Raw genomic sequence first — 15,078 nt, 5'->3', positions numbered from 1 at the left:
CTGTAATCACTTCCAATTTTATTCTACAAAAGATTGCAACGGATAGCCCGACCGAAGGGAACGCCATAATAATTACGCTTATCATTATGTTTCATTAATATTTGTCCATCTGCTATAATTTTAGTACATTGAAGAATAATTTAATTTTGAATAAAATTTTATTTATTCAGCAAGAGGTTTTCTATCTCTTTATATGTTGTAATCATTAGATTACACATTCTATTCTGTTTTACACAATTTTTATAGATGTTTTTTTCTATATCAGGTCGTTTCAGGCATAAAAATCAATTACTATTGAGAGATAGTTGAGTAGTTCATATAAGTTTAATTAAAAACAATTCATGAGTTTAAAAGTAGGCATTATCGGGGCTGGACCAAGTGGTTTGGCAATGTTAAGAGCATTTGAGTCAGAAGAGAAAAAAGGTAACAAAATTCCAGAAATTAAATGTTTTGAGAAGCAAGACAACTGGGGGGGAATGTGGAACTACACTTGGCGTACAGGAGTAGGTAAATACGGAGAGCCATTGCATGGCAGTATGTATAAATATTTATGGTCGAATGGACCAAAAGAATGTTTAGAATTTGCAGATTATACATTTTCTGAACACTTTGGTCAAACAATATCTTCTTATCCACCTAGAGAAGTATTATTCGATTATATAGAAGGAAGAATTAAACAAAGTAATGCGCGAAAGTACATTCAGTTTAATACCGTTGCAAGGTGGGTAGATTATGTAGAGGATAAAAAACAATTTCGCGTTGTTTTTGATGATTTAAAGAAAAATCAAACTTTCGAAGAATATTTCGATTATTTAATTGTCGGAACTGGACATTTTTCTACACCAAATATGCCTTATTTTAAAGGGATCGAGAATTATACAGGAAATGTAATGCATGCGCATGATTTTCGTGGAGCTGATCCATTTAGAGGTAAAGAAATTTTATTGATCGGTAGTAGTTATTCGGCAGAAGATATTGCGGTACAATGTTATAAACACGGAACTAAATCGGTCACAATTTCTTATCGTACAAATCCAATCGATTGTAAATGGCCAAAAGGAATAGAAGAATTGCCTTTGGTCACTCATTTTGAGGATAAGAAAGCATTTTTCAAAGACGGAACATCAAAAGAGTTTGATGCAGTGATTATGTGTACAGGTTATCAACACAAATTTCCGTTTTTGCCAGATAATTTACGTCTAAAAACTAAGAATTGTTTGTATCCAGAAGGAATGTATAAAGGTGTAATATCAGATGTAAATGCTCAATTGTTATTTTTGGGAATGCAGGATCAATATTACACATTTAATATGTTTGATGCACAAGCATGGTTTGCACGCGATTATATTTTGGGACGAATTAATTTACCTTCAAAACAGGATATTCAAAACAATATTCAGAAATGGATTGATTATGAAAAACAATCAATTTCTGCTGACGACCATGTTGATTTTCAAACGGATTATTTGAAGGATTTGATTCATATGACTGATTATCCTATGTTCGATTTGGATAAAGTAGCTAATATGTTCAAATCTTGGTTAAAAGATAAAGAAGAAAATATTTTAACTTATCGAGATAAAACCTATACCTCTGTTATGGACGAAACGAAAGCAGAAAAACATCACACACCTTGGATGAAAGAGTTAGATGATAGTTTAGAACGCTATTTGGATGAAGATCCGATTGATGAAAAGCAATTAGAAAAAACAAATTATTATTAATATTAACAAAAAGACTAACAAATGTGTTAGTCTTTTTTTATTTTCGATTGTATATTTAAACATCGTTAAAAAAAGAAAAGTGTTTATTTTTGACAGAGCACAACACAATATGATTTAATACAATAGAAATGGAGATTCAATATTTTTTCGAATTATTTGGTACACTTTTTTTTGGAATTTCGGGCGCTTTAGCAGCAGATGAAAAATCGGGAAATGATTGGTTTGGTGTAACCTTTATTGCTTTCCTAACTTCAATTGGAGGCGGTACAATACGTGATATATTACTTTCTGTTGAGATTATGTGGATAAAGGATGTGAATCTTATTTATGCGGTAGGGATTGGTGTTGTTTTAGCCGCAATTTTCTATACGCCTTTACTTAAACTTCGTAAAACATTTATGCTTTTTGATACGTTAGGGATTGCTTTGTTTACGATTGTTGGTTTAGAAAAAGCTCTAAATCTTGGAATTCATCCCGTAATTGCACCTGTAATGGGAATGTTTACTGCGGTTTTTGGATCCATTATTCGAGATATGATGTTGAATGAAGTTCCTATTATTTTCAAGAAAGAAATTTATGCGTTCGCATGTCTTTGTGGTGCAGTTATTTACATGATTTTATGGAAATTGGGACTTGATCGTAATATTAATTTCTTTGTTTCGGGAGCTGTAATTGTCGCAATTCGTTTGGTTGCAATTAAATACAATTTATCATTACCAAAGTTTAAAAGTCATTAATTTATAGATTCGTATCTTAGCGAACTAATTTTTTATAGATGGAAATTCAATACTTTTTTGAATTATTCGGAACAGTTGTGTTCGCAATTTCTGGTGCTTTAGCTGGAGATGAAAGACAAAAACACGATTGGTTCGGAATTGCTTGCTTTGCTTTTATAACGGCTGTTGGTGGCGGAACTTTACGCGATTTATTCCTTAACAGTTATCCGTTAGTTTGGATAAATGATATGAATGTCATTTACGCAGTTTTTGCTGGAATTTTATTGGCAGGATTATTTTTCAAATATTTTTCACGGTTAAGAGTAACATTAATGCTTTTCGACACATTAGGAATTGCTTTATTTACAATAGTAGGTTTAGAGAAAGCACATTCTTTGGGTGCAAACAATTTTATTTCTGTGATGATGGGAATGATGACCGCTGTAATGGGTGGTATGTTGCGCGATGTTTTGATGAATAAAACGCCTACAGTTTTTGTGAAAGAAATTTATGCAATGGCATGTATCGCAGGAGGTGTGATGTATTTAATTTTTGATAATTTTGGATTAGATCGTAATATCAATTTCATTGTTTCGGGAGCTATTATCGCTGCGATTCGTATTGTAACTGTAAAATATAAATTGTCGTTACCTAAATTTTATTAATCATGCAAAAAACACCATTTAATCAAGAAATTTGGACAGGAAGAATTGATTCTGAAGATGGAGAATTAGGACTAAGAATTCATCAAGTAATTTCTGATTACGATAAATTTGAATTATCATCCATTCAACCAAAAGTACTTTTAGGATTTTGTTCGGAAGAAGGTGTTGAACGAAATAAAGGGCGAATTGGAGCGAAAAATTCGCCAGATTTGATTCGTAAAAGTTTAGCGAATTTGCCTTTACATTTTTCTGAAACTGATTTTATTTTCGATGCTGGAAATTTTCACTGTGATGATAAGAATCTAGAATCTGCGAGAGATGAACAAATCAATCAAGTTGATAAAATCATTCAACAAAATCATTTTCCGATTGTAATTGGAGGTGGACATGAAACAGCTTTAGGAGATTTTTTGGCTTTAGCGAAATCATACAAAAATATTGGAATTATCAATCTTGATGCACATTTTGATTTGAGAACGCCAAATCCACAATCAACTTCTGGAACGCCTTTTTACGAAATGGCTAAGTATTGCGAAGAAAATGAAATGGCTTTCAATTATATTCCAATCGGTATTCAAGAATTAGGAAATACGAAAGCTTTATTTCAACGTGCAGAAAATTTAGGTGTTAATTTTATCATGGCAGACGAAGTTCATCTTAATTTGAATAAAGTGATAGATGATTTGAAAACGATTCTTCAACAATTTGATGCGCTTTATGTTTCGTTGGATATGGATGTTTTTGATGCAGCTTATGCGCCAGGTGTAAGTGCAACGACAATTAATGGTTTGACTCCTTTTCAGGTTAAATATATTTTGAAGGTTTTAATGAACTCAAATAAAGTGAAAATATTTGATTTAGTTGAATATAATTCGCTTTTTGATGTTGATAACTCGACAGCGAAACTCTCTGCACAAATGATTTACGAAGTTTTAAGACATTAATTCTGAAATATTTTACAATATTTTGTAACCTTTTTCAGTTATCTGCGTATACATATATAGTGGTGTTGATAAAATGCCAAAAGAAATCGATAATAATCATTAATAATAGGAGGGTTTTAGTTAAATGAGACAGCTTAAAATTACAAAGCAGGTAACAAATCGTGAAACTGCGTCGTTGGATAAATACTTACAAGAGATTGGTAAAGTAGATTTGATTACAGCGGAGGAGGAAGTAGAGTTAGCACAACGTATCAAAGCAGGAGATCGTGTTGCCTTAGAAAAATTAACAAAAGCAAACTTACGTTTCGTGGTATCTGTTGCGAAACAATATCAAAATCAAGGTTTAAGTTTACCAGATTTAATTAATGAAGGAAACTTAGGTTTGATAAAAGCTGCACAACGTTTTGACGAAACGCGTGGTTTCAAATTTATCTCTTATGCAGTTTGGTGGATTCGTCAATCTATCTTACAAGCATTAGCAGAGCAATCTCGTATTGTACGTTTACCATTAAATAAAATTGGATCGATCAATAAAATTAATAAAGCCTATGCTTTATTAGAGCAAGAACATGAACGTGCTCCATCTGCAGAAGAAATTTCTGAAGTTTTGGATATGTCTGAAGGTGATGTAAAAGAGTCGATGAAAAACTCTGGTCGTCACGTCTCAATGGATGCACCATTAGTAGAAGGAGAAGATTCTAACTTATACGATGTATTAAACATTGGTGAATCTCCATCTCCAGATGTACAATTGATGATTGAGTCATTACGTGTAGAGATTGAACGTGCATTGCAAACATTAACGCCTCGTGAAGCTGATTTAATTCGTTTATACTTCGGATTAAACGGTCAACATCCAATGACGTTAGAAGAAATTGGAGAAACGTTTGATTTAACAAGAGAACGTGTTCGTCAAATTAAAGAAAAAGCAATTCGCCGTTTAAAACATACTTCGAGATCTAAGATTTTGAAAACATATATCGGACGATAATAAAAATAAAAAAATCCAGCCAATTGGTTGGATTTTTTTTATAATAATTTTCCGCTTAGTAAGAATGCAGCAATTGTAAAGTAGATAATCAATCCTGAAACGTCAACCAAAGTTGCGACAAAAGGCGAGGATGCTGTTGCGGGATCAAATCCAATTTTTCTCAAAATAAATGGAACTAAAGATCCAGAAAGTGTTCCCCATAAAACAATAACGATTAAGGATAAAGCGACTGTTAAAGCTACATACAACCAATATTCTCCATAACTATAAATTCCAGTTTTTTGCCAAATTAAGATTCTGATAAAACCAACAAATCCAAGAATTGCACCTAAGATTAATCCTGAAGCAAACTCTTTCTTCATTACATACCACCAATCTTTTAGTTTCAATTCGCCCAAAGCCATCGCACGAATAATCAGCGAAGCCGCTTGAGAACCAGAATTTCCGCCACTCGAAATAATCAATGGAACAAATAAAGCGAGTACAACCGCTTTTTCGATTTCTTGGTCATAATAACTCATAGCAGAAGCAGTAAACATTTCGCCAATAAATAAGATAACCAGCCAACCTGCGCGCTTTTTAATTAATTCCGCAATAGGTGTTTTAGTATACGAAACATCCAATTCTTCCATCCCTCCGAATTTCTGAATATCTTCTGTATCACGCATTTTCATTCGATCCAAGATGTCGTCGAAGGTTACAATTCCGACCAAAACATCATTCTCTGTCACAATTGGGATCGCAGAACGATCGTATTTATCAAAAACTTCTAACGCATCTTCTAAAGGAGTCGTCGTCTTGATTGAAACAAAATTATGATCGATCAAATCTTCTACTTTCGTATCTTCATCAGCCAAAAGAATTTCGCCAATTTTTAAATCATCAATCAATCTATTTTTTCCATCAACAATAAAAATATACGTCAACGTTTCCGCTTTTTTTCCATATTTTTTGATGTGCGCCAAAACTTGTTTTACCGTATAATGTTCTTTTACCTGAATATAATTTGGCGTCATCAAACGCGCAATCGAATCTTCTTTGTATCCAATCAAATTTAGTGCTGTAGCGCGTTCTTCAGGATTTAAAAGATTAATGGAATGTTTGATTAATTGATCTGGGAAATTTTCAAATAGTTCTGTTCGGTCATCAGGATCAAGATTGTTCAAAACTTCAGCTAAATCTTCGTCCGTCAAACTTTTTACAATTTCGTACTGAATATCGGGTTCAAAATAGGAGAATACTTCAACTTTATCATCATTCGAAAGCGAATAAAAAGCGATATTTCTTTCCTTTACGTTCAGTGCAGTCAATTGTTCGGCAATATCTGCTGGATGTTGATTAAGCATATTATTTTCCATAAATTTGTTGTTTTTATCCCAAGCTGCAAATTAAGTCTTTTTGAGATGAGAAGAAGTATAGATTGGCTACTTTTAAGCTAATTTTAATATAGAAAATCATTATGAACAAAGCTGATCAAAACCAAATGAAAGAGTATATAAAATCTATGGATGTAGATGACAGATTCGTTGGAATTTGGTCTGGAACTGATCATGGGAAATTTTTTAAAGGAGAAACAAATAGTTGGATGGTCAATAGAAAAGCTGACGGCACAATGACGGTTAACTTTAAAACGATTTATAGTGATGATCGTGTAACTTTTTCTGAAGACGAAGGTGTTTGGTGCACGATTGGTGATGAATATTACGAGTTTAGAGATTCTGATGAGATGGCAGATATTTATACTTATATTTTTATGTCAAAAGATTCGATTCATTTTATTATCAACGAAGAATTGAAAGACGAAGAACCTTATAACTTTATTGACAATAGAGTTTTCTTGGATTAAAAATAATTTTTCTGAATCATTTTTTCAGTTATATTCGTATTGAATTAATTAACACTGAAAATGAAAAAACTAATATTTACTTTCTTATTATCATCTTCTCTTTTTGCTCAAGAAAAAGCAACAGATTTGTTTAATGCAAACGTTAGTTTTATTGGAATCGGAATTCAATATGAAAAAGCTTTATCCGAAAATTTCACAGCTGTTGGATCTTTAGACTATTTGGGAGGTTTTAAATACAGTTATAGCGATTTTTATGGAAGTGATTTTGAGTATATTTTAACAACAAATATTGCTTTAGAAGGACGTTATTACTATAATTTTGACCGAAGAATTGGCAAAGGAAAAAATACCAAGAATAATTCTGGGAATTATATTGCTGTAAAAGGAACTTATACGCCAGATTGGTTAACAACTTCTAATAGTGATAATTTAGGTGTTAATCCACAAGGTTCTATTACGTTCAATTATGGATTTAAACGTTCTTTTGCTCAAAACTTTTTTTATGAGTTTTATACGGGATTAGGACTTTCTCTTTATCAAGAAACATATACAAACTATGATTTTGATAATTATACAACATCAGAAGTAAAGAGTACAAATACAGGAGTTGCCTTAGATTTAGGTTTTCGAGTTGGTTACAATTTCTAAAAAAAATATAAATCGTTGAGTTTTCAACGATTTTTTTATTTCATTACCTTTGCACCACAAAATACAAACAAACAACAAATAAGATTATGCCAATAGTAGCACCATCAATTTTAGCAGCCGATTTCGGGAATTTAGCAAAAGACATCGAAATGGTTAATAATTCTCAAGCCGAATGGTTTCATTTAGATGTAATGGACGGCGTTTTTGTTCCAAATATCTCTTACGGAATGCCAATTATTGAGAAAATTAATTCGTTAACAGAAAAAGTTTTAGATGTACATTTAATGATTGTTGATCCAGATCGTTACATTTCAACTTTCAAACAAGTTGGTGCAGATATTTTGACTGTTCATTACGAAGCGTGTACACATTTACATCGTACAATTCAGGCTATAAAAGCTGAAGGAATGAAAGCAGGAGTGGCGCTTAATCCGCATACACCAGTATCTGTTTTAGAAGATGTGATTAACGATTTAGATTTAGTTCTAATCATGAGTGTTAATCCAGGTTTTGGAGGTCAAAAATTCATCGAGAATACATACAACAAAGTATCAAAATTGAAAAAAATGATTACAGAAGCAAATGCAAATGTTATCATCGAAATTGATGGAGGAGTTGGAGTACAAAATGCATCAAAATTGGTAGAAGCTGGTGCAGATGCTTTAGTTGCTGGTTCGGCAGTTTTCAATGCTGAGGATCCAACAGCATATATCGCGGAATTACAAAAAGCTTAATAAAAATAGTATTGAGATGTGAGAAATTAGAATTGAGAAGTTCATATTTTTTCCTTCAACTATTTAAAATAAATAATATAAAAACTGAATCAGAAATGATTCAGTTTTTTTGTTGATTAATCCTGAACTTTTTTCAGGATCCTCATCAAGTTAATCAAACAATTTTCTTATTAAAATCTTAACTTTGTTGCATGAATTTCTCTAAAGACAACCCAAAAAAGATTTATACGATTGATGAAATCAAAGATAAAATGGCAAAATATTGTCTTTATCAAGATCGTTGTCATTGGGAAGTAGAGAAAAAACTTCGTGATTTTGATTTGATTCCAGAAGCGAAAGATGAGATTATTTTTAAGCTAATTCATTACGGATTCCTGAATGAAGAACGATTTGTTCATAATTTTGTTCGAGGAAAAGTCAATCAAAAAATGTGGGGAAGAAATCGTCTTCGTCAAGAATTAAAAATGCGTCAAATTGATCAAAAATTAATTGAAAAAGCATTTAAAGAAGAAATTGATTTGGATAAATATTGGAATAATTTATTGCATTTAACACAAAAAAAGTTCAATTTATTAGCTTCTGAGCGAGAATCTTTCAAGAAAATAAACAAAGTAAAAGCATATTTAGCGTACAAAGGTTACGAGTTCGATTTGATGAATGATGCTATAGAAACAGTGAAAACAAAAGAGTAATACAATTCATCCTTAAAATTCGACAATTCGGTCAACTATTTTTAAAATTAAAAACGACTTCACTTAATTTTATTCCATAATAAATAAACACATTATGGAAAATTTAGTCAACATCATTATTTACATTCACGCATTTTTTGGAGGAATTGGCTTGGTTGCTGGAACAGCTGTTATGATTATAAAAAAAGGAAATTCGACACACAAAAAAGTGGGAAAAATATTTTCGATTGGTATGTTAGTCAGTTCTGTTCTTTCGTTGATTATTTGTGCTTTTCCAAATCACCACAATTCTTTTCTTTTAATGATTGGTATTTTCACGATTTATATGATTTTGATCGGAAATAGAATTCTAAATTATAAGCGCAAAAACTATTCTAATAATTTGGATAAAATCATTTCTGGAGCAATGTTTATCACATCTATTGTGATGATTGTTTTTGGATTACTTCCACTTTTCACAAGCAATGCAATTGGATTATTGTATTTAATTTTTGGGTTTTTAGGAGGGTTTATGTGTTATCGAGATTTTGTTTTTTACAAGAATACAGAGAATTATAAAAAATGGACAATGAATCATGTTGGAAAAATGGTTGGTGCTTATATCGCTTCAGTAACAGCGTTTTTGGTTGCAGGCGCTGGATTTGGAGATAATATTTATTTTTGGATTGTGCCTTCAATTATCGGAACGATTTATATTTTTTCTTGGTCAAAAAAACTAAATAAAAAAGTTGCAGTGAATTGATTATCTTTAATCAAAACACTTATATGAAGAATTTATATTTTTTACTCTTATTCATTCTTTTTGTTCAATGTGAGCAACCGAGCAGTCAATCTGCTAAAGGTTGGGAAAAGAAGAATGAAATAAAAGCAGATTCAGTTTTTAAAGATGAGAATGTAAATGAAGTTATTGAACAAGCTATTGATATTACAAAAAGTAATCATATACCAATTAGAACAATCTCTCTCTTTTTCGCAAAAGAAAAATTTTATTTATATATTTCTTCGACTGGACAAGACTGTTCAATAGGGAATTATTATACATTACCAATTACTATTCAAAATACAGATTATACTATTCTTTTAGATAAAAATGAAGTATTAGATGAATATATCGATATCTCAAATTTAAATTATATCCCTTTAGATAAAGAAAAAATAATATTCTGCTGTGAAATAAAAGGTTACGCTTTTCGATTTCATAAAGATGAAGAAGGAAAGTATCAATTAAGAAAGTTGGAGCATTTTTATAATTATACGGATGATTTTGTTTTAGAAGAAGATAAAAAATATTTTCCTATTCAATATGAGGAAATTCCAGAACAAGAACCGTTTATTCATCCTAATGATGTAAAATAAAAAAACGAATTTCGAAACTCGAAATTCGTTTTTACTATTTCTAATATTTACCTAATTCTTTTTCAAATTCTTGCAGATAATTTGCCAAATGAAAACCATCTACAAAACCATGATTCGCCTCAATCGAAACAGGCATATACATTTTATCGTTTTGCGTATACGCTTTTCCAAAAATAATTCGCGGAATAGATTCTCCTGTTCCAAAGTTACTTGGTTGCACTAATCCCGTAAATCTCGACCATGGAAACGTAGAATGACGAACCAAGCCAATGGTAATTTCTTCATTTTTGATGTGCAAACCAACCGAATTTTCTACACTTTGTATTTGCTCTTGAAGTTGTGCGTTAAATGCATTAAAATCTTCGGTAAAATTCATCAACGCAAAACCAAAAGTTCCGTCTTTTCTACCAATTGTTGTTCCGCAATCTAAATGATCGTACACAAAAATTTCATCATCTTCGATGCGATATTTAAACTCATTAATCTTATTTTCTGCCAACATCGAGCAATGTAAATAGACTGCGAAAAAAGACAATTTATTTGCTTTGGCAAATTTGTACGCTTTAGAACATTCAACCTCCGCCACAACTCCGACATACGGATTATCCATTTTCGAGAACATATTAAAATGCTCTATACGATTCCAACCTTCAGGATTAAATTTCTGTTTCATTGATGCAAAGTTAAAAATAGGATTTACAATTACTTCAATCTTTTTTGTTGATATGCATCACCAATTACATTCAGAGTCACGCCTAGAATAATCATAAAAATTCCTAAAGCCAAACTCAACGAAAAATCTTCACCAAAGATCATAACACTTACAGCAACGGCAACCACAGGTTCTGATGCGCCAAGAATAGAAGTGGCTGTAGAACCAATGTTTTTAATTGCATAAATCAAAGCGATGCTCGAAACAACTGTCGTAACAAACGCAAATATAAAAAAGTTGAAGGTTAATTCTAATGATGGTAAAATGAAGGATTCTTTGTGAATAATCATTTTTGTTGCGTAATAAATCGTTGTAAATAGAAACGAATAAAAGCTTAATATAAAGCCTTTTATATCTCGTACTTTCGATTTGTTGACTGTCACAATATATAATCCGTAACCCAAAGCACTGATAAAAACAATTCCTAATCCGATTGGATTTAGTTCAAATTTTCCTTCTTTGAAACTTAGTAAAATTACACCAGCCAGTACAAAAACAATGGCTACAATAGTTGAAATTGTAATTCTTTCTTTGAAGAAAACAGCCATTATGATGGCAACAATCAACGGATAAACGAATAATAATGTGGAGGCAATTCCAGGAGTTAAATAATCATAACCTAAAAATAAGGCATCCGCTGAGATTCCGTACAATAATCCTAAAATGATTAAAAATGGAATCTGTTTCACATCTATTTTGAATGATTGTTTTTTGATGAATAAATATGTTCCGACAATCAATGCAGAAAAAAAGAATCGATAGAATAATGTAGTATCCATCGAAAAATTTGCCTGTTTTATAGGTAGGATAAATAATGGAATTAATCCATAAGATATGGAAGAAATTAGTCCATATGCGTAACCTTTGAATTTCATTTTTAATAGAAAAAAACGAAGTTCGAATTTCGAACTTCGCATTTGATTAGTATTTATTAAAATTTATTTTCTCGTAAAATCTAAATCTTGGAAATCGTAACTGAAATCTGTTAACGGAGAAATGGCTTTCATTTTGAAACCTGTCATTTTTCCATCTTTCATTTCTGCATAAACAAAAGCGTCTGCATGGAAATAACGATTGTACCATTTTACCGCAAACGTATTGTCTTTGTAAAATGACATTTCACCAGTTAATTGAGGCGAACGTTTCGATTCGAAAATGATTTTTCCTTTCTTTTCATAAATTACAACATCACCAAACCAATTGTCTTTATACGTTCCGATTACGCTTTTTGAATCAAATTTGATGGCTTTATTTTTTTGATTTGCTTCAACTGTTTTCCAAACTTCATCAGTTATAACATCGGCTTCTTCCACATTTTTCTTCATCATATCATCATACGTTTTTACCCAATCTGTAGATGGATTTTTTAAGTAAAAATCTTTGATTGTATTCGAAATTGCTCGGAAAGCTGCACCCGATTGTTGGTTAGTCAAAATCACAATTCCTAATTTTTCTTGAGGATAAAACATCGTTTGTGTTACAATTCCTTCCAATCCACCAGTATGCGAAACTTCCAATTTTCCGTTCATATCCTGCAATTGCCATCCCAAACCATACGCTTTGAATAATGAATTATAAGGTGGAGTAGTACGATTTGGTTGTAAAGTTTGTGGTGTAATCATTTCGTTCATTTGTTTTTCCGAAATAATTTGTTTTCCATTCACTTTTCCTTTATCTAAATTGAATTGCAACCATTTTGCAAGATCATCTACATTCGAATAAATTCCTGCAGCTGCATCAAAAATGGTGTTCGTATAACGATCAATCACTTGTAATTTTCCGTCAATTGGAACGTGCGGATTAATTGCATTTTTCTTGTCTTTTAGCAAATGCCAATTCGCTGCAGTATTCGTCATTCCAATTGGTTCCAACAATCTTTTTGTTACAAAATCTGTCCAAGATTGCCCCGAAACTCTTTCAATCACAACTCCTGCAATAATGTATAATAAATTATCGTAATCATATTTTACACGGAAATCTGAAACTGGTTTTAAAAACTGAATATTAGAAATAATATCTTTTGGAGTGAAATTATGTCCATCAGGCCAAACCATCAAATCTCCAGCACCCAAACCTAATCCACTTCGATGCGTTAATAAATCACGAATTGTAAACTCTTTGGTTACATAATCGTTGTACATCTTGAATTCAGGAATGTGCGTAATCACTTTATCATCCCACTTTATATTTCCTTCATCAACCAAAATCGCCAAAGCAGCTGCTGTAAAAGCTTTCGAGTTAGAAGCAATGCCAAAATTTGTATTCGACTGAACTTTTTCTCCCGTTTTAAGAGATTTTACGCCATAACCTTTCGAATGCACAATTGTCCTGTCTTTGATAACCGCAACAGACATTCCAGGAACATCAAATGCTTTCATTGCATTTTCTGTGACTTTATCAATAGCTTGATTCGAAATATTTTGTCCAAAAGCTGTAAAAGAAGCTAATGTAATCGTTGATAAAAGTATATTTTTCATGTGTGAATTTGAATTTTCACGAAGTTAGAAATTTTTATTCATCAGCTTATAGCTTTTAATAAAATATCAAAAATAGAGGATGAATTAATTTTGAATGATTTAAAATTTTATAATAATCAAGTAGAAAGTAAATTACAATTAATTAAAAACATAAATTAGTTAAAAATAATTCAATGAAAATAGCTTTCTTTTCGTCTAAGCCTTATGACAAAACTTTTTTTGAGGCTGAAAATAAAAATTACGGTTTTGAACTTAATTTTTATGAAACACATTTAGGTCCGCATATCGTAAACGCGATTGAAGATGAGCATGCTGTTTGTGTGTTTGTGAATGATAAAGTGAACCGACAAGTTATTGAAATTTTAGCAAAAAAAGGCGTTAAAATTATTGCATTGAGATGTGCTGGTTTTAATAATGTCGATTTGGAAGCTGCGAAAGAATTTGGAATTAAAATTTGTCGTGTTCCTGCATATTCTCCCGAGGCTGTTGCTGAACATACAATGGCGATGTTGTTAACATTGAATCGAAAAACACATAAAGCTTATAATCGTGTTCGTGAACAAAATTTTGCATTGAACGGTTTACTTGGTTTTAATCTTTTTCAGAAGACGATTGGAATTGTTGGAACAGGAAAAATAGGAAAGGCTTTTATCAATATTGCGAAAGGTTTTGGATGTAAGATTATTGCTTATGATTTGTATCCAGATCAAGAATTGATGAATAATGGCGTGGAATATGTTGAGCTGGATAAGTTGTTTAAAACTTCAGATATTATTTCGTTGCATTGTCCGCTGACGCCAGAAAATCATTACATGATTAATCAAGAAACGATTGCGATGATGAAAGATGGCGTAACGATTATTAATACGAGTAGAGGTGGATTAATCAATACACATGAAGCGATTGAAGCTTTAAAAAATCATAAAATTGGTTATTTGGGAATTGATGTTTATGAACAAGAAGAAAAATTATTCTTCAAAGATTTATCAGCAGAAATTATTCAGGATGACATGATTCAGCGATTGATGAGTTTTCCAAATGTTTTGGTAACTGCGCATCAAGCTTTTTTTACACAAGAAGCGTTGGAACAAATTTCAGAAATTACGATGCGAAGTATTTCAGAAATTTTAGAAAAAGGTTCAACAGATGAGGTTGTGATGTTATAAATTATCTAAATGAGTGGATTTGAAACCATCATATTTTTTGAGACCAAATCCTAAAAAACGATCTAACGCAATATGAGCGGAAAAAATTAATCCAATCATTAAACACCATTCAATGTGTAAAAAATAACCAATGAGAATCAATGAAATTGTCGTAAAATAATTATGAATAAAATTATAAGATATTGCGCCAATCTTATTTCCAAAAAGATAACCCAACATAAAAATATCGGGAGCAAGAAAAAGAATTGCAAACAAAAACAAGGAATAATCAAGTTTATAATAGATGATTAGCGTTACAATTAAAATTGCTAATTGCTCTAATTTTAATAAATTTTCATAATGTTGATGCTTAATTTATTAGTATAAATATTTTACCAATTGTTACAAAAAAAGAAGCTGTCTCAAAA

17 protein-coding genes are annotated in these 15,078 nt (G+C 31.4%); 12 read left to right on the top strand and 5 right to left on the bottom strand.

Annotated features, from left to right (window positions below):
• Positions 1-341 precede the first annotated feature (341 nt).
• The 5 genes from B4G36_RS04415 to B4G36_RS04395 all read left to right on the top strand — a co-directional run bounded on the left by B4G36_RS04415 (position 342) and on the right by B4G36_RS04395 (position 5,040).
• Positions 342-1,724: an NAD(P)-binding domain-containing protein gene (locus tag B4G36_RS04415; RefSeq protein WP_291062301.1), complete on the top strand. Its 1,383-nt coding sequence runs from the start codon at positions 342-344 to the stop codon at positions 1,722-1,724.
• A gap of 128 nt (positions 1,725-1,852) precedes the next feature.
• Positions 1,853-2,461, top strand: coding sequence for a trimeric intracellular cation channel family protein (locus B4G36_RS04410; protein ID WP_280045188.1), 609 nt, complete (start codon positions 1,853-1,855; stop codon positions 2,459-2,461).
• A 38-nt stretch (positions 2,462-2,499) separates the two neighbouring features.
• Complete coding sequence (locus B4G36_RS04405; RefSeq protein WP_280045189.1) at positions 2,500-3,105, top strand: trimeric intracellular cation channel family protein; 606 nt, start codon at positions 2,500-2,502, stop codon at positions 3,103-3,105.
• A gap of 2 nt (positions 3,106-3,107) precedes the next feature.
• Entirely contained in the window at positions 3,108-4,049 is a 942-nt protein-coding gene (gene hutG / locus B4G36_RS04400; RefSeq protein WP_291062296.1) for a formimidoylglutamase, read from the top strand.
• Between the two features lie 124 nt (positions 4,050-4,173).
• Positions 4,174-5,040: a sigma-70 family RNA polymerase sigma factor gene (locus tag B4G36_RS04395; protein WP_019975176.1), complete on the top strand. Its 867-nt coding sequence runs from the start codon at positions 4,174-4,176 to the stop codon at positions 5,038-5,040.
• Between the two features lie 38 nt (positions 5,041-5,078).
• Here B4G36_RS04395 and mgtE read toward each other — a convergent pair whose 3' ends face one another.
• Positions 5,079-6,398, bottom strand: coding sequence for a magnesium transporter (mgtE, locus tag B4G36_RS04390; protein ID WP_291062294.1), 1,320 nt, complete (start codon positions 6,396-6,398; stop codon positions 5,079-5,081).
• 101 nt (positions 6,399-6,499) lie between these two features.
• On the opposite strand from mgtE, the gene B4G36_RS04385 reads away from it, so the two are divergent.
• The 6 genes from B4G36_RS04385 to B4G36_RS04360 all read left to right on the top strand — a co-directional run bounded on the left by B4G36_RS04385 (position 6,500) and on the right by B4G36_RS04360 (position 10,316).
• The gene (locus tag B4G36_RS04385) at positions 6,500-6,886 is read left to right on the top strand and encodes a hypothetical protein (protein WP_291062292.1); all 387 of its coding nucleotides are present in this window, start codon (positions 6,500-6,502) and stop codon (positions 6,884-6,886) included.
• Between the two features lie 60 nt (positions 6,887-6,946).
• Entirely contained in the window at positions 6,947-7,534 is a 588-nt protein-coding gene (locus B4G36_RS04380; protein WP_291062290.1) for a hypothetical protein, read from the top strand.
• Between the two features lie 86 nt (positions 7,535-7,620).
• A complete protein-coding gene (gene rpe / locus B4G36_RS04375) occupies positions 7,621-8,268 on the top strand; it encodes a ribulose-phosphate 3-epimerase (RefSeq protein ID WP_291062288.1) in 648 nt (215 codons plus the stop codon).
• Between the two features lie 191 nt (positions 8,269-8,459).
• The gene (locus B4G36_RS04370; protein ID WP_291047174.1) at positions 8,460-8,960 is read left to right on the top strand and encodes a regulatory protein RecX; all 501 of its coding nucleotides are present in this window, start codon (positions 8,460-8,462) and stop codon (positions 8,958-8,960) included.
• Between the two features lie 94 nt (positions 8,961-9,054).
• The gene (locus B4G36_RS04365; RefSeq protein WP_291047175.1) at positions 9,055-9,702 is read left to right on the top strand and encodes a hypothetical protein; all 648 of its coding nucleotides are present in this window, start codon (positions 9,055-9,057) and stop codon (positions 9,700-9,702) included.
• A gap of 23 nt (positions 9,703-9,725) precedes the next feature.
• Complete coding sequence (locus tag B4G36_RS04360; RefSeq protein WP_291062286.1) at positions 9,726-10,316, top strand: hypothetical protein; 591 nt, start codon at positions 9,726-9,728, stop codon at positions 10,314-10,316.
• Between the two features lie 40 nt (positions 10,317-10,356).
• On the opposite strand, the gene B4G36_RS04355 is transcribed toward B4G36_RS04360, so the two are convergent.
• The 3 genes from B4G36_RS04355 to B4G36_RS04345 form a co-directional block, all read right to left on the bottom strand.
• Complete coding sequence (locus tag B4G36_RS04355; RefSeq protein ID WP_291062284.1) at positions 10,357-10,989, bottom strand: CatA-like O-acetyltransferase; 633 nt, start codon at positions 10,987-10,989, stop codon at positions 10,357-10,359.
• 29 nt (positions 10,990-11,018) lie between these two features.
• Positions 11,019-11,903 (bottom strand): DMT family transporter, encoded by an 885-nt coding sequence (locus B4G36_RS04350; protein ID WP_291062282.1) that lies wholly within the window; start codon positions 11,901-11,903, stop codon positions 11,019-11,021.
• Between the two features lie 63 nt (positions 11,904-11,966).
• Positions 11,967-13,505, bottom strand: coding sequence for a serine hydrolase (locus B4G36_RS04345; RefSeq protein WP_291062280.1), 1,539 nt, complete (start codon positions 13,503-13,505; stop codon positions 11,967-11,969).
• Positions 13,506-13,678: 173 nt separating this feature from the next.
• Between B4G36_RS04345 and B4G36_RS04340 the strand changes: the two genes are divergently transcribed.
• Positions 13,679-14,671 (top strand): 2-hydroxyacid dehydrogenase, encoded by a 993-nt coding sequence (locus B4G36_RS04340; RefSeq protein ID WP_286495882.1) that lies wholly within the window; start codon positions 13,679-13,681, stop codon positions 14,669-14,671.
• Here the strand turns inward: B4G36_RS04340 and B4G36_RS04335 are convergent.
• The gene (locus tag B4G36_RS04335) at positions 14,666-15,025 is read right to left on the bottom strand and encodes a DUF4260 domain-containing protein (RefSeq protein ID WP_291062302.1); all 360 of its coding nucleotides are present in this window, start codon (positions 15,023-15,025) and stop codon (positions 14,666-14,668) included. The two genes, B4G36_RS04340 and B4G36_RS04335, sit on opposite strands and share 6 nt — an antisense overlap.
• Positions 15,026-15,078: the final 53 nt, after the last annotated feature.

The organism is Empedobacter sp. UBA3239, assembly GCF_002362875.1.
Taxonomy (GTDB): domain Bacteria; phylum Bacteroidota; class Bacteroidia; order Flavobacteriales; family Weeksellaceae; genus Empedobacter; species Empedobacter falsenii_B.
Note: the sequence above shows the minus strand (reverse complement) of the source record. Positions and strands in the feature narration are given on the sequence as shown.